Below are 24,545 nucleotides of genomic sequence, written 5' to 3' on the forward strand. Positions count from 1 at the left end.
CACCCGGGGTGGGGAACGCCGCCCACCTGCGGGGAAGCTCTCCGCTCGCCACGAGTGAAGGACCGGTCCAGCTTACGTCGTACAACGGCCCGGAGGCCGCGCGGGTGCTCGGTGCGTCCCGGGATGTCGCGCGCCCGGCGGCCCCGAACGTGCCGGGGCCCCCGGCACGCGTGGTGTCGGGGGCCCCGGATCCGGTCGCGCGCGGCGGGCCGCGTCAGCGGGAGGTCTCCTTCTCGTAGGCGGAGACGACCTCCTCGGTGGGCCCGTCCATCAGCAGTTCGCCCTTCTCCAGCCACAGCACCCGGTCGCAGGTGTCGCGGATGGACTTGTTGCTGTGGCTGACGAGGAAGACGGTGCCGGCCTCCTTGCGCAGTTCGCGGATCCGCTGCTCGGAGCGGATCTGGAACTTGCGGTCGCCGGTGGCCAGGGCCTCGTCGATCATGAGGACGTCGTGGTCCTTGGCGGCGGCGATGGAGAAGCGCAGGCGGGCGGCCATGCCGGAGGAGTAGGTCCGCATCGGCAGGGAGATGAAGTCGCCCTTCTCGTTGATGCCCGAGAAGTCGACGATCTCCTGGTAGCGCTCGCGGATCTGCTCGCGGCTCATGCCCATGGCCAGGCCGCCGAGCATCACGTTGCGCTCGCCGGTCAGGTCGTTCATGAGGGCCGCGTTCACGCCGAGCAGGGAGGGCTGCCCGTCGGTGTAGACCTTGCCCGACTCGCAGGGCAGCAGGCCGGCGATGGCGCGCAGCAGGGTGGACTTGCCGGATCCGTTGGAGCCGATCAGGCCGATGGCCTCGCCCCGGTAGGCGGTGAAGGACACGCCGCGCACGGCGTGCACCTTGCGCACGCCCCGGGTGCTCTCGCCCTTCTTGCCCTTGAGGATCTTGGTGAGGGCGGCGGTGGCGCTGCCCTTGCCGGCGCCGCCGGTGTTGACGCGGTAGACGATGTGCACGTCGTCGGCGATGACGGTGGGGACCTTCGCGTCGACGCCGGTGGGGGTCTCGTTCTCAGCCACGGCCGTACCGCTCCTCGGACTTCCAGAAGTACACGAACCCGCCGAGGCCGATCACGACGGCCCAGCCGACGGCGAAGGCCCACACGTGCGGGGGCAGGTACTGCGAGCCGTACTCGTCGATCATCGCGAACCGGATCAGGTCCATGTAGACGGAGATCGGGTTCCACTGGAGCACGTTGCCGATCCAGCTCGGGTAGTCCTTCATGAAGGCCGAGATCGGGAACATGACGCCGGAGGCGTACATCCAGGTGCGCATCACGAAGGGCATGAGCTGGGCGAGGTCGGGGGTCTTGGACCCGAGCCGCGCCATGATCATGGCCAGACCGGTGTTGAACACGAACTGCAGGGCCAGGGCCGGGAACACCAGCAGCCAGGACCAGGTGGGCAGCGAGCCGAAGCCGACGGCCACCACCACGACCACGATCATCGAGTACAGCAGCTGGCCGAGCTGCTGGAGCGCGAAGGAGATCGGCAGCGAGGCGCGCGGGAAGTGCAGGGCCCGCACGAGCCCCAGGTTGCCGGAGATGGCGCGGACGCCGGCCATCACCGAGCTCTGGGAGAAGGTGAAGACGAAGATGCCGATCACCAGGAACGGGATGTAGACGTGTCGGGGCATCCCCCGGTCGGCCTTGAGGATCAGCCCGAAGATCAGGAAGTAGACCACCGCGTTGAGCAGGGGGGTCGCGACCTGCCAGACCTGGCCCAGTTTGGCCTGGCTGTACTGCGCCATCAGCTTGGCCCGGGAGAAGGCCGTGATGAAGTGGCGTCGGCCCCACAGTTCACGGATGTAGGCGGGCAGGGTGGGGCGGGCGCCGCTCACCGAGAGTCCGTACTTGGCGGCGAGCTGCGCGGGGGTCAGTCCCGCGTCGGCGGCCGGCGGCGCGCTCATGGTGAGCTCGTCGCCTCGTGTCGTGTCACTCAACTGTCGAGACTTTCGTGTTCCGGATGCGGCAGGGGAGGCATCACGCGGACCGGGCACCGGGCCCGGCCCCTCGCCCGCGCACGGTGTGCCGCGCGGGGCGAGGGGTCGGATCCGGACGGAGTCGGGGTCAGATCACGGGGGGTCTGCCCAACCTGGTCAGTCTCCAGACGGTACGCCACCGCATGGGGCGACGGGCACCGCAGGGGGTCCGCCAGCCCTCGGAGAAACCCCCGAACCAGGCGCGCAGGGCGGGACCGGAGGGCCGGCGGGCCAGCGTGAGCAGCAGCCAGACGCCGACGTAGACGGGGACCAGGGGGGCGGGGAGGTTGCGCCGGGCCAACCAGACCCGGTTGCGGGCCACGAGCCGGTTGTAGACCGCGTGCCGGGTGGGCGAGGTCGCCGGGTGCAGCAGCACCATGTCCGCGCGGTAGTCGATGGACCAGCCGGCGTCCAGCGCCCGCCAGGCCAGGTCGGTCTCCTCGTGCGCGTAGAAGAACTCGGCGGGCAGCGGGCCCACCTCGGCGATCACGGCGGTGCGCACGGCACTGGCCCCGCCGAGGAAGGTGGTGACGGCGGAGGAGCGCAAGGGGTCGGCGGCCCGCAGCCGGGGCACGTGCCGGCGCTGGGTGACGCCGGTGTCGGGGTCGGCGATCCGGAAGCTGACGATGCCCAGCCGGGGGTCGCGCGCGAACGCCTCCCGCAGCAGTTCACCGGTGTCCTCGCGTTCCAGCAGCCCGTCGTCGTCGAGGAAGAGGATCGCGTCCACGTCCCGGCCGGCCGGCCCGAACGCCTCGATGCCGACGTTGCGGCCGCCGGGGATGCCCAGGTTCTCGGGGAGTTCCACCCCGCGCACCCCCGCCGGCAGGTCGGGCAGGGCCACGCCCTGGCCGACCACGACCACCTCGATGGCCTCGCCGTGCTGGCGGGCCACCGAGTCGAGGAGCAGCTTCAGCTCGTCGGGCCGGGTGCCCATGGTGATGACGACGGCGCCCAGCCGCACCCCGCTCACCGGAGCCTGCTGGAGACGAGCACCGACAGCAGGTGCAGCACGGTCTGGAGCAGGGCGATGCCCGCCAGGACCGCGACGCCGAGCCGGGAGAAGAACAGGTCGTCGCGGACCGCGTCCACCACCGCCAGCAGCAGGATCAGCAGCGATGCCTCGATGCCGAGCACCAGCCGGTGGAACTTCAGGGCGGCGGCGGCCCGGCGGGCCAGGGCCATGCCGGAGGAGCGCGGCTCGGCCGCCGCCTCCTTCACCGGCGCCATGCCGGTGGCCGCGCGGGCCACCGACACCAGGTCCGTCTCGGCCTTGATGAGGATCGCGCCGACGGCCGCCAGGGTGCCGAGGAAGGCCCACAGCCAGTCGACGCGGCCCTCCCCCCACGGGTCGGCGGCGCGCAGGCCGAAGCCCACGAGGACGGCCGCGTCGCAGAAGTAGGCCGCGACCCGGTCCACGTAGACGCCGACCGGGGAGAACTGCTGCCGCCAGCGGGCGATCTCCCCGTCCACGCAGTCCAGGAGCAGGTACAGCTGCACCATGAGCACGCCGAGCACGGCGCCCCAGACGCCCGGCACGAGCAGCGCCGGGGCGGCCAGCGCGCCGGCCAGGGTCATCACGTACGTGAGCTGGTTCGGCGTGATCCTTGTGTTCACCAGGTACCGGTCGACCCGCAGCGAGATCTCGCGCATGTAGAGCCTGCCGGCCCAGTGCTCGCCGCTGCGCCGGTCCTTGACGCCCGCCGGGTGCACGACGGGCCTCAGTTCAGCTACGGAGGGTCTTGACATAGTCGGAGTAGGCGTCCCTGATCTCGGCTGCGGACAGGTTGAGGTGCTCCAGGACGGTGAACCGTCCCGGGCGGGTCTGGGGTGCGTACTCCACGGCGGCGACGAACTCGTCGACGCTGAAGCCGATCTCGGTGGGCACGACCGGCAGCGCGTGCCGGCGGAGCACCTCCGTGAACGTGCCGGCGGTCTCGCCGGCCCCGCGCAGGTGCATGGCGAAGGCCGCGCCGATGCCGACCTGTTCGCCGTGGAGGGCGGACCGCTTGGGGTAGAGCAGGTCGAAGGCGTGGCTGATCTCGTGGCAGGCGCCGGAGGACGGGCGGGAGTCGCCGCTGATCGACATGGCGATCCCGGACAGCACCAGCGCCTCGGCGAGGACCGTGAGGAACTCGTCGTCCCCGCAGCCGCCCGGGTGCCGCAGCACGGACTCGCCCGCCGTGCGGGCCATGGCCGCGGCCAGGCCGTCGACGTTCTCGCCGGTGATCCGGTGCGACAGCTCCCAGTCGGCCACGGCCGAGATGTTGGAGATGATGTCGCCGACCCCGGCCCGGATGAACCGGGCCGGCGCCTCGCGGATCACGTCGAGGTCGATGACCATCGCGATGGGGGTGGGCACCCCGTAGGAGCCGCGGCCGTTGTCGTTGTCCAGGATGGACACCGGCGAGCAGAGCCCGTCGTGCGAGAGGTTGGTCGCGACCGCGACCATCGGCAGCCCGACCCGCGCGGCGGCGTACTTCGCCACGTCGATGATCTTGCCGCCGCCGAGCCCCACCACCGCGTCGTACCGGCTGCCCTTTATCCGGTCGGCCAGCTCGACCGCCGAGTCGATGGTGCCGTCGCCGACGGCGTACCAGTCGGCGAACGGCAGCGCCGGCTCCAGGCGGGCGCGCAGGGCCTTGCCGGAGCCGCCGCTGACGGCCACGGCGAGCTTGCCGGAGGCGGAGATCCGCTGGTCGGCGAGGAGCTCGGGGAGCTTGTCCAACGCCCCCGGGCGGATGTCGACGACGACCGGGGAGGGGATCAGCCGGGTCAGTACTGGCACGCGATCTCCCGGCCCTTGGCGAGGTCGTCGTGGTTGTCGATCTCCACCCAGGTGACCTCGCCGATGGGCTCCACGTCCACCCGGAAGCCGCGGTCGACGAGCTCCTGGTAGCCGTCCTCGTAGTAGAGGTCGGGGTCGCGCTCGAAGGTGGCCTTCAGCGCGTCGGCCAGCTCCTCGGCGGCGGCCGGCTCGATCAGGGTGACGCCGATGTACTCGCCGGTCGCGGTCGCCGGGTCCATGAGCTTGGTGATCCGGCGGACCCCCGCGCCCTCCTCCGTGATGACCTTCATCTCCTCGTCGGCGAGGTGCTTGACCGTGTCGAGGGCGAGGATGATCCTCTTGTCGCCGCCGCGCGCCGCCAGCAGGGTCTTCTCCACCGAGACCGGGTGCACGGTGTCGCCGTTGGCGAGGATCACACCGCGCCCCAGGACCTCACGGGCGCACCACAGGGAGTAGGCGTTGTTCCACTCCTCGGCCTTGTCGTTGTCGATGAGGGTCAGCTTCAGGCCGTACTTGGCCTCCAGCGCGGCCTGCCGCTCGTACACGGCCTCCTTGCGGTAGCCGACCACGATCGCGACCTCGGTCAGCCCGACCTCGGCGAAGTTGCCCAGGGTCAGGTCGAGGACGGTCAGGCTCTCCTCGTCCCCCTCCGGGCCGACCGGCACGAGGGCCTTGGGGAGGGTGTCGGTGTAGGGGCGCAGACGGCGCCCGGCACCGGCGGCGAGGACAAGGCCGATCATGCTGGTTCTCCTTCGTCGTGTACGGCGGGTGCTCCGGCGGAGACCCAGAAGCGGATGCTCTCGACGAGCCCCACGAGTGCCACGTATCCGGCCAGGACGGCGAGCGCCCGGGTGAAGCCCGCGCCGCCGGAGGCGAACACGGCGGCGAGGACCGCGACCGCGAGGACCCGCCCTTCGTGGCCGCCGATCGCGAAGACCAGGGCGCGGGGGGGCGCCCCGGCGTCGCCGCGAATGCGATAGACCGTGTCGTAGTGATGGTAGGCGACCGCCGCGACCAGTCCGAAAGCCGCCGGGACGGCGCCCGGCAGCTCGGAGCGGACCGCGAGGATCAGGTAGGTGGTGTACTCGGCGGCCCGCAGCACGGGCGGCACCAGCCAGTCCAACGAGCCGGTGAGCGGCCGGGCCACGGCCGCGCCGGAGAAGATCGCGTAGACCAGGGCCGCGATCAGGACCTGGCGGCTGCCGAAGGGGTAGAGCAGGGCGGCGGAGATCAGGGCGGCGGCGCCGAGCAGGGCGGCGGCCGGGCCGATGGCCCCGGGGGTGGCGCGACCGAGGAAGCGGGCGACGAGGCCGGCGATCGGGCCGGAGTCGGCGAGGTCGGCCAGGGCCCGGGCGGCGCGGTCGGTGCGGGCCGCCTTGCGGGTCAGCGAGCGCAGTACCCGGCCGGCGGTGGTGTAGGCGGCGCCGAAGGCGCAGCCCACGAGCAGGGCCCAGAAGGTGATCCGGGGGGTGGTGAACGCGGTGAGCAGGGCGATCAGCGCCCAGCGTTCGCCGATCGGCAGGATGATCATGCGCCGGATCCAGACCGTCCAGCCGACGCTGTCGAGGCGGTCGGAGAGGGCGGCGGTGGGGCTGCTGTTGCCGGTGGCGTCGTGGTTGGCCTCGTTGAAGGCGAAGTCCACGACGTGCCGGCAGGTCATGAGGACCATCGCGCCGAGCGCGAGCGGCCACACGTCGTCCCCGCCGCGGGCCGCGCCGAGCGCGAGACCCGCGTAGAAGGAGTACTCCTTGGCCCGGTCGAAGGTGGCGTCCAGCCAGGCGCCGAGGGTGGAGTACTTCAGGGCGTAGCGGGCGAGCTGCCCGTCGGCGCAGTCGAGCACGAAGGACAGCATCAGCAGCACGCCGGCGGCGACGAAGCCGAGACGTTCGCCGGTGGCGGCGCAGCCGGCCGCGAGCAGGGCCGTGAGCAGGGAGGCGGTGGTGACCTGGTTGGGGGTCAGGCCGCGGCGGGCGCACCAGCGGGCCACGTACTTGGAGTACGGGCTGATGCAGAAGGTGGTGAAGAACCCGTCGCGGGCCTTGACCGCGCTGTTCAGGCGGACCCGCTCCTCGTCGACGGCGGCCACGGCGGCGTCCGCGCGGGCCCGGTCGGCGGCGTCGGCGGGGACCTCGGCGACGAGGCTGCCCAGCTCCGGGCGGTGCAGTCGGGCGCCGGCGGTCTCGACCCCGGCGGCCACGGCCGTCAGGTCCACCGGGGCGGAGTCGGGGGTCGCGGCGAGGGCCGCGCGCAGGGCCGGGCGGGCGCCGGCGCGGGCGGTGAGGGCGCCGGGGACGGCTGCGGCGTCGAACCGGGGGTCGGTGAGGCCCAGCCGGAGGCTGTGGGTGTGACCGACGAAACGGCTGTCGACGAGGGCGACCCGGTCGGCCTCGGGGATCGCGGCCTCGGCGGTCACGGCCTCGGCGTGGTCACGGGCGCCGCGGACCTCGAACCCGAGCGACCGCAGTTCGTCCGCGAGCGGGGATCCGGGGACCGGCGGACCGGTGAGGATGGCGGTCGGCAGACGAACTCACTCCTTGGGACGGGCGCCCACCCGAGAACGACGGGCGCCGGGGCGCGGCACGTCGGCAGAGGCTATCCGATGTGGGGAATGCCGGATTCACCACCCGTTCGGCCGCCGGTCGCCGGGGCGTGGGGCGCAGGACGGGCGCCGGTCGACGGGGCGCCCGTCGTGGGGGACGCGGGGAGGGGGCCGGCCGGTTCCCGGGGCTCGCGCGGCGGATCGCGGGCGGCCCGGGAGGCGGGACGGACGGGGCGCGGCGCGGGACCTTCGGCCGGGCGGGCGGGGGGTGGTGAGCTGTTACGGTGAGGGGGACCCGTGCGCACGTCCGTGCGCCCGCCCCGTGTTCGATCGCGAACCGGCGGCGCGGGGGTCGTGACGAGCCGGCGCCGGCGCGGTCCCCCATTCGGTCGGGGGCGCGGACGGCCGAACAGGGAAGAGGTGGGGTTGATGACCGTGCAGCAGGTCGCCGCCGTGTGCGGTGACATCCGGATCATCCCCGTTTCCTTCCGGGGCTCCGGCCAGGTCTGATTCCGCGCGGTCCCCTCCGTCGCGGCAGCGACCCGTCGGCCGGAACCCCTCTCTTCCAAGGGTTCACGTTGACCGACAACACCCGCTCCACCGATTCCTCCTTCTCCGACGCCTTCACCGAGGCGTTCCTCTCCCTGCACGCCGGGCTGCCCCGGCAGTCCCCCGGCTCCGAGGCCACCTCGCGCCGGCTGCTGTCCCTGTGCGGTGACCTCCCCGAGCGTCCGCGCGTCCTGGACCTGGGCTGCGGCCCCGGTCACGGCGCGCTGTTCCTGGCCGCCGAGGCCGGCGCCGAGGTGACCGCCGTCGACCTGAACGAGGGCTTCCTCGACGAGCTGCGCGCGTCCGCCGACGAACGCGGCCTGTCCGGGCGGATCCACCCGGTCCGCGCCGACATCGGCGACCTGCCCTTTCCCGACGGCTCCTTCGACCTGGTGTGGGCCGAGGGCTCGGCCTATCTGATCGGGTTCGACCGGGCGCTGGCCGAGTGGCGTCGGCTGCTCGCGCCGGGCGGCGCGCTCGTGCTCACCGAGTGCGAGTGGACCGCCGACGAGCCCTCCGCCGGGGCCCGGGCCTTCTGGGACGCGAACGCGTCCCTGCGCTCGCGGGCCCGGAACCTGGCGGCGGCGCAGGCCGCCGGCTGGCGGGTCCTGGACACCCACCTGCTGCCCGACACCGACTGGGACGAGTACTACGGTCCGCTGGGCGTCCGCGCCGAGCGGACGGCGGCCGCGCACGCGGCCGATCCGACCGGCGTGCCCGAGGGGGCCCGGGCGGCCCTGGCCTCGACCTTCGAGGAGATCGAGGTGCGGAGCCGGCACGGGCACGAGTACGGCTACACCGGCTACGTGCTGCGGCCGGTGACGGCCGGCACCGCGACGGACCCGCGCACCGCGCGCTGGACCGTGTCGGCGGAGACCCCCGCGGACCGCGCCGGGGTGTACGCCGTCAACCTCGCGGCCTTCGACACCCCCCTGGAGGCGGATCTCGTGGACGCGCTGCGCGCTGACGCGGACGCCTGGGTGCCGGGGCTGTCGATCGTGGCGCGGGACGGCTCCGACGGGGACCGGGTGGTGGCGCACGCGCTGCTGACCCGGGGCACCGTGGGCGGTTCCCCCGTGCTGACCCTGGCGCCCGTGGCCACCGATCCCGGGCTGCAGCGCTCGGGCGCGGGCGGCGCGGTGATCGCGGCGGCCCTGGCCGAGGCCCGTCGGCGGGGCGAGAGCCTGGTGACGGTGCTCGGGCACCCGGACTACTACCCGCGCTTCGGGTTCCTGCCGGCCTCCCGGTTCGGGATCGCGGCGCCGTTCGAGGTGCCGGACGAGGCGATCATGGTGCTGGTGCTGGACCCGGAGGCCGCGCTGCCCACCGGGACCATCGGCTACCCGGCCCCCTTCGGCGTCTGAGCCGACGGGGTGCGGGACCCGGCCGCGCGGCCGGGTCCCGTGCCCCGCGCGCCGGGTGCATACCACGGGGCGCGCGGCGGGGGCGCGGGGATGCCCGAAGTGCGGACGAGCCGGATTCGTGGGGCAGACTGAAGGTCGAAGTCCGATTGCGAAGGATGGGTATGCCGATCACACCAGCCACCGCCGACGGTCCCGTCGTCGCCGGTTCCGAGTCCTCCGTCACCGTCACCGACGGGGACGCGGCGATCATGCTCGAACTGGTCGACGAGTCGGGCACCACGATCGGCACGGCGGAGAAGTTGGCCGCGCACCAGGCGCCGGGGCAGCTGCACCGGGCGTTCTCGGTGTTCCTCTTCGACGAGCAAGGCCGGATGCTGCTCCAGCAGCGGGCCTTGGGCAAGTACCACTCCCCCGGCGTGTGGTCCAACACCTGCTGCGGGCACCCCTACCCGGGCGAGTCCCCGTTCGCGGCGGCGGCCCGGCGCACCCACGAGGAGCTGGGGCTGTCGCCTTCGCTGATGGCGGAGGCCGGCACGGTCCGCTACAACCACCCCGACCCGGCCTCGGGCCTGGTGGAGCAGGAGTTCAACCACCTGTTCGTGGGGCTGGCGCAGGTGACGCCCACCCCGGATCCGCGGGAGGTGGCCTCGACCGTGTTCGTGACGGCGAAGGAGCTCGACGAGCGGCACGAGCGGGACCCGTTCTCGGCGTGGTTCATGACGGTGCTGGACGCGGCGCGGCCGGCGATCCGCGAGCTGACGGGCGACGCGGCCGGCTGGTAGGCGGCCGCCCGGCACCGGGGCGCGCACGGGTCAGTGGACCGGCGGCGGGGTGAGCGGCAGGGCCGCCCAGATCACCTTGCCGCCGGTCGCCGTGTGTTCCACGTCGCAGACCCCGCCGGCCTCCAGGGTGATCTCCCGGACCAGCAGCAGGCCCCGACCGCCGGTCTGGCCGAAATCCGCCTGCACGGCCTTGGGGCGGTAGGGGTGCTCGTCCTCGACGGCGACCCGGACCCACTCCGGGCCGACGGAGACCTCGACGGCGACCTCAGGGGAGAGCAGCGCGGCGTGCCGGACCGCGTTCGTCACGAGTTCGGAGACGATCAACAGCAGGCCGTAAAGGAGATCCTCACCGGCCGTCGGCGCTTGGCGTCCGAGCAGTTCACGCACGGCGCGCCGGGACCGGGGAACGGATTCCTCGGTGGCCGGCGCGGTGAATCTCCAGGCGTTCTCGTACCAGGGCACGGGTGGGGGCGCGTCCTCGGTTCTGCCGGCCTCCGGTGGTGCGCTGCTGCCGTCCATGGCCCGTCCCCCGCTCTGCGTGGCGATCGTCTTCACGCGCCAAGACTGCGGAAGAGCATGGTCCGGACCGGCCGGGTGACCGGAAAAGGACCGCGATCGGGCATATTTCTTTCGAATGTGCCCGTGCGCGGTCCGGTTCCGATCGGGGTGTCCGGCGTGACCCTCGGGATCAGGCCGGGCCGGCCGACGGGGGCGGGGACGTGGGCGGCGGGGTGCCCCCGGGGCCCCGGGGATCGCCCTTGACGGTGCTCGTGGGCGGCGCGGCCGCGGGCGGGGAGTCCCCGACCATGCCGAGGATACGGCGGGCGCCCACCCCCAGGGCCACCAGGCTCAGGCCGTCGAAGAGCAGCCCGAGCGAGAAGAAGGTGCCGATCACGTACTGGCTGCTGCTCGGCCAGCTCCACAGCACCAGGATGCCGAGCAGCACCCCGAACGCGCCCTGCACGAGGGTGAGGCCGAAGTGCGGCCCCCGCACCACCAGCCCGCCGGCCAGCCGGAAGGCGCCGGCCGTCAGGAAGAGCAGGGCCGCGAACATGGTCAGGGCCTCGGCACTGGCCAGCGGACGGCGCAGGATCACGAACCCGGCCGCCAGGTTGATCGCGGCCACGATCACGGCCAGCCAGAAGTAGTTGCTCTTGCGCGACTGCACGGCCTGGAGCAGCCCGACCACGCCGCCCGCGAGCAGCAGCCAGCCGAAGAGGAACATCGAGGTCAGGGTGGCGAACCCGACGTAGACCAGGCCGACGAGACCGGCCAGCACCAGCAGCACGCCGAGGAAGGCGAGCCAGCCGAAGCTGCGGCCGAGTTTCCTGCGGTTCGGGGCCGGGTCGCCCGGCGCGGGCCCCGCGGGATCGGTCCGTTCCTTGCGGTCACCACGCATGAACCTGCCACCTCCCAGTACCCCCCGGGACGTATGGACCGATCATAGGATTCACCGCATGGACGCGCAGCTTCACCTCTCCGCGGCCGGTGCCGTGGCCACCGTGACCGTCTCCCACCCGGCCCGCCGCAACGCCATGACCCGCGCCATGTGGCGCCGGCTGCCCGAACTCCTCGACCGGGTCGCGGCCGACCCCGAGATCGCCGTGCTGGTGCTGACCGGCGCGGGCGACACCTTCTGCGCCGGCGCCGACATCACCGACCTGCGCGAGGTCGAGACCGGCGGCCCCGAGGACCCGCGCGTGCTCGCCGTCCGGGCAGAGGAGGCCCTGGCCGCGTTCCCCAAGCCGACCCTGGCCGTGATCCGGGGCCACTGCGTGGGCGGCGGCTGCCAACTGGCCGTCGCCTGCGACCTGCGGTTCGCGGCCGAGGACGCCCGCTTCGGGGTCACCCCGGCCCGCCTCGGCGTGGTCTACCCCGCCTCCACCACCCGCCGCCTGGCCGCCCTCGTCGGGCCCGCCACCACCAAGTGGCTGCTGTACTCGGGCGAGTCCATGGACGGGGCCCGCGCCCTGCGCACCGGCCTGGTGGACGAACTGTTGCCGGCCGAGGCCCTCGACGCCCGGGTCGCCGCGTTCACCGCGACCCTCGCCGCCCGCTCCCGGCTCACCCAGGCGGCCGTCAAGGAGTTCCTGGCGGCCGACGCCGACCCGGCCGGGCTCGCGGCGCGCGAGGCCGCGTGGACCCGGGAGGCCGACCGGGTCGGGGAGACGGCGGAGGGCGTCGCCGCGTTCCTCGACCGCCGCGCCCCCCGTTTCCCCTGGCCCGCCGACTCCTGAGCGGGCCCGGCCCCGCCCGGTGCGCTGGGTAGGATCGGGGCATCATGTCTGCAACCCTCGTCGCCAAGGAGCTGGCCGCCGGTCACGGTGAGCGCTCCCTCTTCTCCGGTCTGGATCTCGTCGTCGCCCCCGGGGACGTGATCGGCCTCGTCGGTGTCAACGGCGCCGGCAAGTCCACCCTGCTGCGGCTGCTCGCCGGCCTCGACACCCCCGAGGACGGCGAGCTGCGGCTGTCGCCGCCGACCGCCACCGTCGGACACCTGCCCCAGGAGCCCGAGCGGCGGCCCGGCGAGTCCGTGCGCGAGTTCCTCGCCCGGCGCACCGGGGTCGCGGCCGCGCAGGCCGCGCTGGACGAGGCCACCCAGGGCCTCGTGGACGGCACCCCGGGCGCCGACGACGCCTACGCCGCGGCCCTGGACCGCTGGCTGGACCTGGGCGGCGCCGACCTCGACGAACGGGCCGAGGAGGTCGCCGCCGACCTCGGGCTCGCCGTCAACCTGGACCTGGAGATGACGGCCCTGTCCGGCGGGCAGGCCGCCCGCGCGGGCCTGGCCTCCCTGCTGCTGTCCCGCTACGACGTGTTCCTGCTCGACGAACCCACCAACGACCTCGACCTCGACGGGCTGGAGCGGCTGGAGGGCTTCGTCAAGGGGCTGCGCGCCGGCACCGTCGTGATCAGCCACGACCGCGAGTTCCTCGCCCGGACCGTGACCCGCGTGCTGGAGCTGGACCTCGCGCAGCAGACCGTCAACCTGTACGGCGGCGGCTACGACTCCTACCTCGACGAACGCGACCGGGCCCGCCGGCACGCCCGGGAGGAGTTCGAGGAGTACTCCGACAAGCGCTCCGCCCTGGAGGGCCGGGCGCAGATGCAGCGCAACTGGATGGACAAGGGCGTGCGCAACGCCCGCCGCAAGTCCTCCGACAACGACAAGATCGGCCGCAACCTGCGCGGGGAGACCAGCGAGAAGCAGGCGTCGAAGGCGCGGCAGACCCAGCGGGCCATCGAGCGGCTGGAGGTGGTGGAGGAGCCGCGCAAGGAGTGGGAGCTGCGGATGGAGATCGCCGCCGCGCCCCGTTCGGGTTCGGTGGTGGCGGTGCTGCGCCAGGCGGCCCTCACGCGCGGGGAGTTCGCGTTCGGTCCGGTGAGCCTCCAGGTGGACTGGGCGGACCGGATCGCGGTCACGGGCGCGAACGGGGCCGGCAAGTCCACGTTCCTGTCGGTGCTGTTGGGCCGGACCCCGGTGGACTCGGGCGCGGCGGAGCTGGGTTCGGGGGTGCTGGTCGGCGAGGTGGACCAGGCGCGCGGGCTGTTCCTCGGCGAGGAGAGCCTGCTGGAGGCGTTCTGCGCGGCGGTCCCGGAGACCGAACCGGCCGAGGTGCGGACCCTGTTGGCGAAGTTCGGGCTGAAGGCGGCGCACGTGCTGCGGCCGGCGGCCACCCTCTCCCCCGGCGAGCGGACCCGGGCGGCGCTGGCCCTGTTGCAGGGGCGCGGGGTGAACCTGCTGGTGCTGGACGAGCCGACGAACCACCTGGACCTGCCGGCCATCGAGCAGTTGGAGTCGGCGCTCGACGCCTACGAGGGCACCCTGCTGCTGGTCACGCACGACCGGCGGATGCTGGAGCGGGTCCGGGTGACCCGCCGGCTGCGGGTGGCCGACGGGCGGGTCACGGAGGAGTAGCCGCCGCGCCGGCCGCCCGCCGGCCGCCCGTCAGCGGGCCTCGGGCGGGCGGCGGTCGCGGGCCATCTTCCGGGCCACGAAGGAGCGCGGGAGGTGGCGGACGGCGAAGGCGTACGCCTTGTAGTGCCGGCCGGTAACCGAGAGCGGCCGGCGCCGGGCGAGGTCCTTGAGGGCCTGGGCCACCACGTCGTCCGCGTCGAGCCAGACGGCGTCGCGCAGGGCGCTGACGTCCATGCCCGCGCGTTCCTGGAACTCGGTCCGGGTGAACCCGGGCGCGACGGCCAGCACCCGCACCCCGTAGGGGGCCAGGTCCACGCGCAGGGACTCGCTGAAGGCCGTCAGCCATGCCTTGGCCGCGCCGTAGGTGCCGGTGGGCAGCAGGCCGGCGACGGAGCCGATGTTGACGATCGCGCCCCGGCGGCGTTCGCGCAGCCCGGGCACGAGGGCGTGGGTCAGCCGCAGCGGGACCTTGACGAGGAGGTCCAGCATGCGCTCCTCCTCGGCCACGTCGTTGTACGGGAAGGGGCGGGGCAGGCCGAAGCCCGCGTTGTTGACGAGCACGTCCACGGGGTGTTCGGGGTCGGTCAGCCGGCGCTCGACCTCGGCGAGGGCGGCGGGGTCGAGGAGGTCGGCCACGAGGACCTCGCTCTCGGTGCCGTGGCGTTCGGCGAGTTCGGCGGCCAGCTCGGTGAGCCGGTCCTTGTCGCGGGCGACGAGCACGAGGGAGCAGCCCTTGGCGGCCAGGCCCCGGGCGAAGGCGGCGCCCAGCCCGGCGCTCGCGCCGGTGACGAGGGCTGTGGTGGTGCGGTGGTTCACGGCGGTGCTCTCGTTCCTTCGGTGGCGTGCGGTGGTTCAGGGGGTGTCGGAGCGGGCGGCCCGGGCGCTCGGGAACTCGGCGGTGACGGGCGAGCCGTAGGCGCGGGCGACGGCGACCAGGAAGCGGGTGTCCTGGGCGAGGGCGGCGGCCTCGGGGTCCGGGGTCGGGTCGGGGGCGAGGCCGGTGGGCAGGGCGCCGGGCTCCGCGACGGGCCCGTCCCCGGCGAGCAGGGCCCGACGGGCGTCGGCGAGCACGCAGGCGAGGGCGGCGGCCTCGACGAGTTCGGCGGGGACCCCGGCGGCGCGCACGTGGGCGCGGGCCCGGTCGGGGGCGTCGGCGGGCACGTGTTCGCCGAGGACGAGCATCGCGTCCCGGGTCTCGATGACCTTGCGGTAGCCGAGCAGGGTGCGGGGCACGGGCGGCCAGAGGGATTCGCCGAGTCGGCCGCCCCGGCCCCGGGTGAGCGCCACGTGCGGGACGGCGCCGACGAGGTCGTGCCACAGCGGCCACAGCCGCCAGGCGGTGGTGGTGCCGGCCCAGGAGTGGCGTCCGGTGTGCGCGAGGGGCACGACGAGGGCGGCTGCGCGCAGCAGGGCGTGCAGGTTCATCACGAGCGCCAGGTAGGGAAGCGGCCACACCACCCCGAACAGGCCCTTGAGGAGGTAGGCGAACCAGAACGCGCCCGCCAGGGCCGTGCCGAGGCCGAACAGGCGCAGGCCCAGGGCGAGGCCGGGGCTCTCGGTGCGCCGGCTGTAGCGCCAGCAGACGAACACGCAGGCGGTGTTGGCGGTGAGGTGGCACAGGATCAGGACGATCCAGTAGGTCATGGAGGGCACGGGCTCGCCCGGCCCGGCCATGGTGTGGGTGCCGTGGCCGGGGACGGCGGTGTCCAGGGTGACGAGGGCGGTGAGCAGCACGCCGGTGGAGATCCAGCCGACGGTGCGGGCCCGGCCGCCGCGGGTGGTGCCGACCACGAAGCAGAACACGGCGCCGGCGGAGAGCACCCCGCTGAGGTTGCGGATCAGGCCGACGAGGTGGGAGTGGCCGGGGTCGCGGGTGGCCCAGGCCACGAGGTCGGGCAGGTTGAGGGTCATCGCGGCGGCGGCGGTGGCCACGGCGAAGAGCAGGCCGCGCTGGTCGGGCGAGCGGACGGCGGCCGGGGCGCGGAGCAGGACCGCGAGCCACAGCAGGACGACGGCGGGCACGGCGAGGGCGTCGCCGAGGGCGACGAGCTGTTCGGTCACCGCGGGCCGCCGGAGCCGTGCGGGCGGACGCCGAGGGCGGATTCGAGCCGTTGCAGGGTGTCACGCGGGGTGCCGTGCGGGTGCAGCCCGGAGCGGGTGCGGATCATGCTCGCGAGCATCTCCGCCTCCTGCTCCTGCCGGGTGGTGTAGTTGGTGCGGCCCCGGACGACGGGCACGGCGTCCGCGTCGTCCTGGTCCTCGCCGGAGAGCCCGTGGTGCCCGAAGAGGATATGCCCGAGTTCGTGCAGGACGATGTGCTCGCGGTGCGGGAGCGAGGTGTTGGCCTCGTAGAACACGTAGTCGGCTCCGGCGGTGCCCACCCACAGGCCGCAGACGCCGCTCTCCGCGGCCTCCTTGGGCAGCGGGTGGAGTCGGATGGGGCGGCCGCGCTGTTCGGCGACGCGGGCGCACAGGTCGTCCAGCGAGAAGGGACGGGAGAGGTCCAGGCGGGCGAGGACGGTCTCGCACCGTCGGCGCAGGGTCTGGTGCCGGAAGGGCATGGGGTCCCTCTTCAGGGCCTGTCTCGGGCAGCGTCGATAGGCGGGGGCGGTGGACGGCATGGGCTCCTGGGCCTTCGATGCGGCCTGAGGAGCGGGTTCCCCAGGGAGGCGACGGACAGGGCCCATCCGTCACGGGACGAACGGGCGTTCCCCCATGCCTACCGACGGGGCCCAGCGGCACGCAAGGCGGGAGCCGGTCGGGGGCGGGGATTCGGCCACGTTGCCGACGGGCCCGGACCGTCGTGCTTCGGCCGGCGGCGGCCGGGCCGGCGCACCGGGTGGCGGGGGGTCGGGAACCGCTCCGGGCCCGGGCGCGGCGGACCGGCCGAGGGGTGCGGGGGCCCGGCCGGCGCGGGCGGCAGCACGGGGAATCCGTCAGGTCGGGGCCGTCGCGGGCCTGCCGGGACGGGCGGGGACGGGGGCCGGATTCGACCGAATCGGCGCGTCCCCGCCGGTCGACGGCGGCGGGCGGGCCCGGGTGCGCCGGCGGGGCCGCCGCGCGTCGGGACGTGGGTCAGCGGGCGCGGCGGCCCCGGTCGCCCTGGCCGTCGGTCAGGCCGGCCCGGCGCAGGGCGTCGGCCATGGCGCTGTTGGCGGGGGCGGCGCCCTGCCCGGCGCGCCCGCCCTGGTTGCCCTGGTTGCCGCGTCCGCCCTGACCGGCGCGCCCGCCCTGACCGCCCTGGCCGGCGCCGGGGCGGCCCCGGCCCGCCTGGTCGCGGTCGCGGCGCCCGCCGCCCTGGCCGCCCTGACCGGCGCGTTCGCCTTGGCCGGCGCGTTCGCCGCCGCGCGGGCGCGGGGCACGGCCGCCGGCCTCGGCCTCGTCGTCCAGGCGCAGGGTCAGCGAGATCCGCTTGCGCGGCACGTCCACGTCGAGGACCTTGACGCGGACCACGTCGCCGGGCTTGACGACCTCGCGCGGGTCCTTGACGAAGGTGCGCGAGAGCGCGGAGACGTGCACGAGGCCGTCCTGGTGCACGCCGACGTCCACGAACGCGCCGAACGCGGCCACGTTGGTGACGACCCCCTCCAGGATCATGCCGCTCGCGAGGTCGCCGATCTTCTCCACGCCCTCCTTGAAGGTGGCGGTGCGGAACGCGGGGCGCGGGTCGCGGCCCGGCTTCTCCAGCTCGCGCAGGATGTCGGTGACGGTGGGCAGGCCGAACGCCTCCGTGACGAACTGTTCGGGCCGCAGGGAGCGCAGCACGGCGGTGTTGCCGAGGAGTCCGGCCGGGTCGGAGCCGGCGGCCTTCCCGAGGGCCCGGACCACGGGGTAGGACTCGGGGTGCACGCCGGAGGTGTCCAGCGGGTCGTCGCCGCCGCGGATCCGCAGGAAGCCGGCGCACTGCTCGTATGCCTTGGGGCCGAGGCGGGCGACCTTCTTGAGGGCCTTGCGGTCGCGGAAGGGGCCGTGTTCGTCGCGGTGGGCCACGATGTTCTCGGCGAGGCCCCCGCTGATGCCGGAGACCCGGGCGAGGAGGGGCGCGGAGGCGGTGTTGACGTCCACGCCGACGCCGTTGACGCAGTCCTCGACGACCGCGTCGAGGGAGCGGGAGAGCTTGCTCTCGGGCAGGTCGTGCTGGTACTGGCCGACGCCGATGGACTTGGGGTCGATCTTGACGAGTTCGGCGAGGGGGTCCTGGAGGCGGCGGGCGATGGAGACGGCGCCGCGCAGGGACACGTCCATCGTGGGCAGTTCCTGGGAGGCGAACGCGGAGGCCGAGTACACGGAGGCGCCGGCCTCGGAGACCATCACCTTGGTGAGCTTCAGCTCGGGGCGGCGGGCGATGAGGTCGGCGGCGAGCTTGTCGGTCTCGCGGGAGGCGGTGCCGTTGCCGATGGCGAGGAGTTCGACCGCGTGCCGCTCGGCGAGCCCGGCGAGGGTGTCGAGGGCCTGGTCCCAGCGGTTGGCGGGGACGTGGGGGTGGATCACCTCGGTGGCGACGACCTTGCCGGTGGCGTCGACGACGGCGACCTTGACCCCGGTGCGGAAGCCCGGGTCGAGGCCGAGGGTGGCGCGGGTGCCGGCCGGGGCGGCGAGCAGCAGGTCGCGGAGGTTGGCGGCGAACACGCGGACCGCCTCGTCCTCGGCGGCCTGGCGCAGTCGCAGCCGCAGGTCGGATTCGAGGTGCACGAGGATCTTGGTGCGCCAGGCCCAGCGGACGGTGTCGGCGAGCCAGCGGTCCCCGGGGCGGCCCCGGTCGGCGACGCCGAAGCGGCGGGCGACGACGTTCTCGTAGGTGGAGGGGCCGGGGGTGTCGCCCGGTTCCTCGGGTTCGAAGGTGAGGCCGAGCACGTCCTCCTTCTCGCCGCGCAGCATGGCCAGGACTCGGTGGGAGGGCAGGGCGGTGAAGGGTTCGGCGAAGTCGAAGTAGTCGGCGAACTTGGCGCCGCCCTCTTCCCGGCCCTCGCGGACCTTGGCGACGAGCCGGCCGCGGCCCCACATGCGTTCGCGGAGGTCGCCGATGAGGTCGGCGTCCTCGGCGAAGCGTTCGGTGAGGATGGCGCGGGCCCCGTCGAGGGCGGCGGCGGGATCGGCGACGCCCTCGGGGCCGGTGACGTACGCGGCGGCGGCGGCCTGCGGGTCGGTGCCGGGATCGGCGAGGAGGCGTTCGGCCAGCGGTTCGAGGCCGGCCTCGCGGGCGATCTGGGCCTTGGTGCGCCGCTTGGGCTTGAACGGGAGGTAGATGTCCTCCAGCCGGGCCTTGGTGTCGGCGGCCTCGATGCGGGCACGCAGCGCGTCGTCGAGCCTGCCCTGTTCGCGGACCGACTCCAGGATCGCGGCCCGTCGGTCCTCCAACTCGCGCAGGTAGCGCAGGCGCTCCTCCAGGGTGCGCAGTTGGGCGTCGTCGAGCGTCTCGGTCGCTTCCTTGCGGTAGCGCGCGATGAAGGGGACGGTGGCGCCCCCGTCGAGGAGCTCGACGGCGGCCTTGACCTGCCGTTCGCGTACGCCGAGCTCTTCGGCGATCCTGCCTTCGATGGACGTGGTCGTGGTCACGGTCGTCCCGCCTGCCTTCGTCAGCCCTCGCGCGCCGTGTCCCCGTGGGGCGGCGTGGCGCGCTCCGGCGTGCTTCGTGGTGCTCGCTGTCCGGTCCCGCCGCCGGCCCGGGGGTCGGCGGGGGTTGCCCATTGTGGCAGGTGGTCGCGGCGGCGTCGGGATCGTGCGCGGAGGGCCGCGTGGGGGACGGTTTTCGGCCGGCCCGGGTGCGGAGGGGCCGGTTCCGTGGTGACCGCTGAGCCGCGTGTGTCGTCCGAATGGCGATCACGTGACAGGGGGCCCTGTGGACCTGACGCGGCGGATGTCGCTGAATACGGTCGTCGCACACCACGGCCACCCCCTATCCCGATGGAGTCACACGTGTACCGCAGAGTCATCGCCCCGAGCGTTCTCGCCGCCTCCCTGCTGCTGGTGATCCCGGCGTCGGCGGCCACGTACGGTCCGGGCGCCCCGGGCATCGGCGATCCCTACTATCCGGGTTCCGGCAACGGCGGCTACGACGTCTCCCACTACGACCTGCGGCTGAAGTACCAGCCCACCACCGACCTGCTGGAGGGCACGGCCACGCTGGTGGCGAAGGCCACCCAGGACCTGTCCCGGTTCAACCTGGACTTCGGCCTGAAGGTCAACCAGATCACCGTCAACGGCAAGCCGGCCCGGTTCACCACCTCCGGCACCCGCGAGGTCTCCGTGACCCCGGCCTCGCCGGTGGCGAAGGACAAGCCGCTGAACGTGGTCGTCACCTACGCGGGCAAGCCCAGCGAGTTCAAGGAGGACGGCTGGAGCGCCTGGCACCGCACCCCGGACGGGGGCGTGGCCGCGCAGGAGCCGGACTCGGCCGCCTGGTGGTTCCCGAGCAACGACCACCCCCTGGACAAGGCCACCTTCGACGTCTCGGTCAACGTGCCGGACGGCACCCAGGCCATCAGCAACGGCACCCTCCAGTCCACCTCCTCCCGCCTGGGCTGGACCCGGTACAACTGGCGCTCGAACAAGCCGCAGGCCACCTACCTGGCCACGCTGGCGGTCGGCAGGTTCGACATCACCACGGACACCACGGCGAGCGGGCTGCCGATCGTCAACGCGTACAGCAAGGACCTGGGCGACAACGCGGGCGCGGCCCGCGCGAGCCTGGAGCGGACCGGCGAGGTCGCGGAGTGGCTGGAGGGCCACTTCGGCCCGTACCCGTTCAACGCGCTCGGCGGGTACGTGCCGAACGTGACGGCCGGGTTCGCGCTGGAGACCCAGACCCGCCCGTTCTACGGCCCGCGCCAGTTCAACAACGGCGCCAACGTGCAGGTGGTCGTGCACGAGCTGGCCCACCAGTGGTACGGCGACAGCGTGTCGGTGGACGGCTGGAAGGACATCTGGCTGAACGAGGGCTTCGCCCGCTACGCGCAGTGGCTGTGGTCGGAGAAGGAGGGCGAGGGCACGGCGCAGGAGCTGTCCGACTGGGCGTACTCCACCCGCCCGGCCGAGGACCCGTTCTGGCAGGTCAAGCCGGGTGACCCGGGCCCGGACAACCAGTTCCACCTCGCGGTCTACGACCGGGGCGCGATCGCGGTGCAGGCCCTGCGCAACGAGGTCGGCGACAAGGCGTTCTTCGAGATCCTCAAGGGCTGGCCGACCGAGCGGAAGTACGGCAACGCCAAGGTCTCCGACTTCGTGAAGTACGCGGAGAAGGTCTCCGGCAAGAAGGTCGGCCCGGTGCTCGACACCTGGCTGTACCAGGCGGGCAAGCCCGCCGCGCCGACCGCCCCGAAGCCGGTGGCCAAGCCGGCCAAGCCCGGCAAGCAGAAGCCGGGGGCCGTGAACTCCGCGCCCGAGCGGGCCCGTTCGGCGGCGCCGGTCGCGCCGAAGGCCGAGCCCAGGTCGTGGAAGAGGATCGCGGCCACCGACACCGTGCACGAGACCGGCGGCCACGCCGGGCACGGCCACTGAGCGGGCGGCGGGACGCGGGCCTCGTCTCCCCCGTCCCGCCGCCGACCCCGGGCCCCCGAGGCCCGGCGCGCGCCCCGTCCACCGAGGGGACGACGGGGCGCGCGGCGCGGTCCGGGGCGGGCAGGTCCGGTGATCATCTGCCCGCCCCGGCCGCGCAAGGAATTCTTGTCATGGGTGTTACTTAGAAGTAACTCTCTCTGATCCAATGGCGGCCGTCGCTTCGGTTCCTCTCCCTCGGAGGCTCAGAAACCCATGCCGTCCCTTCCCACGCGCCGCGCCCTGGCCGCCTCGCTCGCGCTCGCCGCGTCGCTCGCGACCTCCGCCCTCGGTACCCAGCAGGCCGCCGCCGCGACCGGGACCGAGGCCGCCGCCGCGCCCCGGCTGAGCGTGCTGACGTACAACGTGTTCCTGATGAGCAAGAACCTGTACCCCAACTGGGGCCAGGACCACCGGGCGGCGGAGATCCCGAAGGCGCCGTTCTTCTCCGGGCACGACGTGGTGGTCCTCCAGGAGGCGTTCGACAACTCCTCCTCGGACGCGCTGAAGGCCAACGCGGCCGGCCGCTACCCCTACCAGACCCCGGTGGTGGGCCGCTCCAAGAGCGGCTGGGACGCCACCGGCGGCAGCTACACGGCGAGCACCCCCGAGGACGGCGGGGTGACCGTGCTGTCGAAGTGGCCGATCACGCGCAAGGAGCAGTGGGTCTACAAGGACGCCTGCGGGGCCGACTGGTGGTCCAACAAGGGCTTCGCGTACGTCGAGTTGAACGTGAACGGCGCGAAGGTGCACGCGGTGGGCACCCACGCGCAGTCCACCGACCCCGGCTGCTCGGCGGGCGAGGCCGCGCAGATGCGCTCGCGGCAGTTCAAGGCCATCGACGCGTTCCTCGACGCCAAGAACATCCCGGCCGGCGAGCAGGTGATCGTCGCGGGCGACATGAACGTGGACACCCGCACCCCCGAGTACGCGACGATGCTCGCCGACGCCGACCTCGTGGCCCCCGACAGCCGCACCGGCCACCCGCACTCCTTCGACACCGCCCTGAACTCCATCGCGCACGAGCGCTACCCGAACGACCCGCGCGAGGACCTCGACCACGTGCTGTACCGCCGCGCCAACGCCCGACCGGCGAACTGGGAGAACACGGTGCTCAAGGAGGAGTCGGCGCCGTGGACGGTGTCGAGCTGGGGCACCTCGTACACGTACACGAACCTTTCGGACCACTACCCCGTCGTGGGCCGCTGACCGCGTCCCGCGCCACTCCCGCCGGCCCCCGCGCGTTCCCGCGCGCGGGGGCCGGCGTGCTTCACATCTTCGGTGCGACAGCAATACTGTTACGCCCCAGGACGTGGATCACCGCAAGGGAGGCACCGCCCATGACCGACCCCGGGCCGCCGCCCACCGCCGACCCCGGGCCCCGGGCCCCGGACGCGCTCTCCCTCACCGTGGACGAGCTGGCCGCCCGCGCCGGCGTCACCGTGCGCACCGTGCGCTTCTACGGCACCCGCGGCCTGCTGCCGCCACCCGCGATCGGCCCGCGCCGCGTCGGCCGCTACGGACCCGAACACCTCTCCCGGCTGGCCCTGATCGAGGAACTCCAACACCAGGGCATGACCCTGTCCGCGATCGAACGCTACCTCGACGCCCTGCCCCCCGACCTGACCGCCCACGACCTGGCCATCCACCGGGCCCTGGTGGCCGCGTGGGCCCCCGACTCCCCCGCCGAGCTCTCCCGCGCCGACCTCGAACGCCGCGCCGGCCGCGCCCTGTCCGACACCGACCTCGACCGGCTCACCGCCATGAACGTCGTCTCCCGCGCCCCGGACGGCCCGGACTTCCGGGTGGACCCGGGCCTGCTGCGGCTCGGCGTGGCCCTGCTGGACGTGCCCATCGGCCACGACACGATCCTGCGGGCCCGCGACGTGCTCATGGAACAGGCCCGCGCCACCGCGCACGAACTGACCCGCCTCTTCCGCGACGAGGTGTGGAGCCCCTTCACCCGCGACGAGGACGACCCGGAGCGGGTGGAATCGATGAAGGCGCTCTCCGCCCACATGCGCCCCCTGGTCGCCCAGGCCCTGATGACGGCGTTCCAACGCTCCCTCTCCGACGAACTCCGCACGGCCTTCACCGACTCCGTATAGGTTGATCCGCGTCAATTCGGGTCGGGGGGACGGCATGACGGAATCGAAACGGTCCGAGCGGGACTGGGACCGGGCACGACGCGAGGCATACGAGCAGGCGCTGGTCCCGTTCCGGGACGTCTTCGGCCGACTCCGCACGGTGGAACTGGCACCCCTCGCCCCGTCGCGAACCGGACCCCGCCGCGCGCGGGACACCCCGGCGGCCGAGTGGGGCATCGCGGCGGCGAAGGTCGCCGCCTTCTTCGCGGTGGGCGCGGTGATCGCCGCGGCCGCCGAACCCGCGACGTTCAAGACGGTCAAGGCATTCGCCACGGCGTCGACCGGCCGACGCACCAACACCCTGACGGGCATCGCCGCCTACAACGCGGTCATCGCCGCCATGGGGGGCGGGGCCAGGTCCGCCGGGGGCGGCGGGATGGAGAAGGGCGCGGCCCTGATGGCGGCCATCAAGCGCGCGGCCGAGACGGCGGGGTCCCACGTGGCCCACGAAGGAGCCTCGCGGACCACCCTGGCGACGCACCGGGGCGTGCGGGCGGCCCGCAACGCGTCGCGGGCCCGGCTCCGTGCGCTGGAGCAGGCCCTGGGGCGGCTCACCGAGGCCATGACCGCCCGAACGCCCGAGCTGGCCTCGGCCGTGGAGCGGTCGCCGCACTGGAGCGACCACACGGCGGGATCACGACTGCTCGCGTTGGAGTCGTTCTTCCTCGCGGTGGCGATCGCCCGGGTGATGGCCGCCCGGGCCGACGAGAGGACCGGTGACCGTCCGGAGGAACCCGACTCCACGCGGCTGGTCGCCGAGGTCGACGAAGCGCTCGCCTTGTTGGACTCGGGTGCCTATACCGCCCTGGCCGGGATGACACCGGCGGAGTTCGACGCCTGGATGGCGGGCGAGGACGGTACGGCCCCGTTGCTCCGGCTGGATCCCAACGGCTGAGGGCACCGGATCCCGCGCCGGTCGGCCCCCGGGTGGGGGACCGGCCGGCGCGGGGT

General features: G+C 73.8%; 21 protein-coding genes. 8 read left to right on the plus strand and 13 right to left on the minus strand.

Going from position 1 to position 24,545, the window contains the following annotated elements; all coding sequences use genetic code 11:
• Positions 1-214: 214 nt before the first annotated feature.
• The 7 genes from ACN20G_RS02235 to ACN20G_RS02265 form a co-directional block, all read right to left on the minus strand.
• On the minus strand, positions 215-1,015 hold the full coding sequence (locus ACN20G_RS02235) for an ABC transporter ATP-binding protein (RefSeq protein ID WP_424210997.1): 801 nt from the start codon (positions 1,013-1,015) through the stop codon (positions 215-217).
• A complete protein-coding gene (locus ACN20G_RS02240) occupies positions 1,008-1,904 on the minus strand; it encodes an ABC transporter permease (protein ID WP_424210998.1) in 897 nt (298 codons plus the stop codon). The genes ACN20G_RS02235 and ACN20G_RS02240 overlap by 8 nt, the downstream gene beginning before the upstream one ends.
• A 160-nt stretch (positions 1,905-2,064) precedes the next feature.
• Positions 2,065-2,910 (minus strand): glycosyltransferase family 2 protein, encoded by an 846-nt coding sequence (locus tag ACN20G_RS02245; protein ID WP_424215336.1) that lies wholly within the window; start codon positions 2,908-2,910, stop codon positions 2,065-2,067.
• 32 nt (positions 2,911-2,942) lie between these two features.
• Positions 2,943-3,722: a CDP-alcohol phosphatidyltransferase family protein gene (locus ACN20G_RS02250; RefSeq protein ID WP_424210999.1), complete on the minus strand. Its 780-nt coding sequence runs from the start codon at positions 3,720-3,722 to the stop codon at positions 2,943-2,945.
• Positions 3,700-4,761, minus strand: a complete 1,062-nt coding sequence (locus tag ACN20G_RS02255; protein WP_424211000.1) for an iron-containing alcohol dehydrogenase family protein — start codon at positions 4,759-4,761, stop codon at positions 3,700-3,702. Before ACN20G_RS02255 ends, ACN20G_RS02250 begins: the two co-directional genes overlap by 23 nt.
• Positions 4,749-5,501, minus strand: coding sequence for a sugar phosphate nucleotidyltransferase (locus ACN20G_RS02260; protein WP_424211001.1), 753 nt, complete (start codon positions 5,499-5,501; stop codon positions 4,749-4,751). The genes ACN20G_RS02255 and ACN20G_RS02260 overlap by 13 nt, the downstream gene beginning before the upstream one ends.
• Positions 5,498-7,282, minus strand: coding sequence for a DUF5941 domain-containing protein (locus ACN20G_RS02265; protein WP_424215337.1), 1,785 nt, complete (start codon positions 7,280-7,282; stop codon positions 5,498-5,500). The genes ACN20G_RS02260 and ACN20G_RS02265 overlap by 4 nt, the downstream gene beginning before the upstream one ends.
• Positions 7,283-7,878: 596 nt before the next feature.
• Between ACN20G_RS02265 and ACN20G_RS02270 the strand changes: the two genes are divergently transcribed.
• Together ACN20G_RS02270 and idi are read left to right on the plus strand one after the other, a co-directional pair.
• Positions 7,879-9,213 carry a bifunctional class I SAM-dependent methyltransferase/N-acetyltransferase gene (locus tag ACN20G_RS02270; protein ID WP_424211002.1) on the plus strand — a complete coding sequence of 445 codons (1,335 nt, stop codon included), beginning with the start codon at positions 7,879-7,881 and terminating at the stop codon, positions 9,211-9,213.
• A 161-nt stretch (positions 9,214-9,374) separates the two neighbouring features.
• Positions 9,375-9,995, plus strand: coding sequence for an isopentenyl-diphosphate Delta-isomerase (gene idi, locus ACN20G_RS02275; RefSeq protein ID WP_424211003.1), 621 nt, complete (start codon positions 9,375-9,377; stop codon positions 9,993-9,995).
• 30 nt (positions 9,996-10,025) lie between these two features.
• On the opposite strand, the gene ACN20G_RS02280 is transcribed toward idi, so the two are convergent.
• Together ACN20G_RS02280 and ACN20G_RS02285 are read right to left on the minus strand one after the other, a co-directional pair.
• The gene (locus tag ACN20G_RS02280; RefSeq protein ID WP_424215338.1) at positions 10,026-10,514 is read right to left on the minus strand and encodes an ATP-binding protein; all 489 of its coding nucleotides are present in this window, start codon (positions 10,512-10,514) and stop codon (positions 10,026-10,028) included.
• A gap of 169 nt (positions 10,515-10,683) precedes the next feature.
• Positions 10,684-11,394 carry an HdeD family acid-resistance protein gene (locus tag ACN20G_RS02285; RefSeq protein ID WP_424211004.1) on the minus strand — a complete coding sequence of 237 codons (711 nt, stop codon included), beginning with the start codon at positions 11,392-11,394 and terminating at the stop codon, positions 10,684-10,686.
• Between the two features lie 58 nt (positions 11,395-11,452).
• On the opposite strand from ACN20G_RS02285, the gene ACN20G_RS02290 reads away from it, so the two are divergent.
• Positions 11,453-12,232, plus strand: a complete 780-nt coding sequence (locus ACN20G_RS02290; RefSeq protein WP_424211005.1) for an enoyl-CoA hydratase/isomerase family protein — start codon at positions 11,453-11,455, stop codon at positions 12,230-12,232.
• Between the two features lie 44 nt (positions 12,233-12,276).
• Entirely contained in the window at positions 12,277-13,914 is a 1,638-nt protein-coding gene (locus ACN20G_RS02295) for an ABC-F family ATP-binding cassette domain-containing protein (protein ID WP_424211006.1), read from the plus strand.
• A 30-nt stretch (positions 13,915-13,944) separates the two neighbouring features.
• On the opposite strand, the gene ACN20G_RS02300 is transcribed toward ACN20G_RS02295, so the two are convergent.
• The 4 genes from ACN20G_RS02300 to ACN20G_RS02315 form a co-directional block, all read right to left on the minus strand.
• Positions 13,945-14,730 (minus strand): SDR family NAD(P)-dependent oxidoreductase, encoded by a 786-nt coding sequence (locus ACN20G_RS02300; protein ID WP_424211007.1) that lies wholly within the window; start codon positions 14,728-14,730, stop codon positions 13,945-13,947.
• A 36-nt stretch (positions 14,731-14,766) separates the two neighbouring features.
• Entirely contained in the window at positions 14,767-15,975 is a 1,209-nt protein-coding gene (locus ACN20G_RS02305) for an MAB_1171c family putative transporter (protein ID WP_424211008.1), read from the minus strand.
• Positions 15,972-16,475 carry an ImmA/IrrE family metallo-endopeptidase gene (locus tag ACN20G_RS02310; protein ID WP_424211009.1) on the minus strand — a complete coding sequence of 168 codons (504 nt, stop codon included), beginning with the start codon at positions 16,473-16,475 and terminating at the stop codon, positions 15,972-15,974. The genes ACN20G_RS02305 and ACN20G_RS02310 overlap by 4 nt, the downstream gene beginning before the upstream one ends.
• A gap of 514 nt (positions 16,476-16,989) precedes the next feature.
• A complete protein-coding gene (locus ACN20G_RS02315; protein WP_424211010.1) occupies positions 16,990-19,470 on the minus strand; it encodes a Tex family protein in 2,481 nt (826 codons plus the stop codon).
• 360 nt (positions 19,471-19,830) lie between these two features.
• Between ACN20G_RS02315 and ACN20G_RS02320 the strand changes: the two genes are divergently transcribed.
• From ACN20G_RS02320 to ACN20G_RS02335, 4 genes are all read left to right on the plus strand, one after another.
• Positions 19,831-21,411, plus strand: a complete 1,581-nt coding sequence (locus ACN20G_RS02320) for a M1 family metallopeptidase (RefSeq protein ID WP_424211011.1) — start codon at positions 19,831-19,833, stop codon at positions 21,409-21,411.
• A 252-nt stretch (positions 21,412-21,663) separates the two neighbouring features.
• Positions 21,664-22,656: a sphingomyelin phosphodiesterase gene (gene sph / locus ACN20G_RS02325; RefSeq protein WP_424211012.1), complete on the plus strand. Its 993-nt coding sequence runs from the start codon at positions 21,664-21,666 to the stop codon at positions 22,654-22,656.
• A 131-nt stretch (positions 22,657-22,787) separates the two neighbouring features.
• Positions 22,788-23,555, plus strand: coding sequence for a MerR family transcriptional regulator (locus ACN20G_RS02330; protein WP_424211013.1), 768 nt, complete (start codon positions 22,788-22,790; stop codon positions 23,553-23,555).
• Positions 23,556-23,589: 34 nt separating this feature from the next.
• On the plus strand, positions 23,590-24,489 hold the full coding sequence (locus tag ACN20G_RS02335; RefSeq protein WP_424211014.1) for a hypothetical protein: 900 nt from the start codon (positions 23,590-23,592) through the stop codon (positions 24,487-24,489).
• The last annotated feature ends 56 nt before the right edge of the window (positions 24,490-24,545 follow it).

It is taken from the genome of Streptomyces dryopteridis, from assembly GCF_049606955.1.
Classification (GTDB): Bacteria; Actinomycetota; Actinomycetes; order Streptomycetales; family Streptomycetaceae; genus Streptomyces.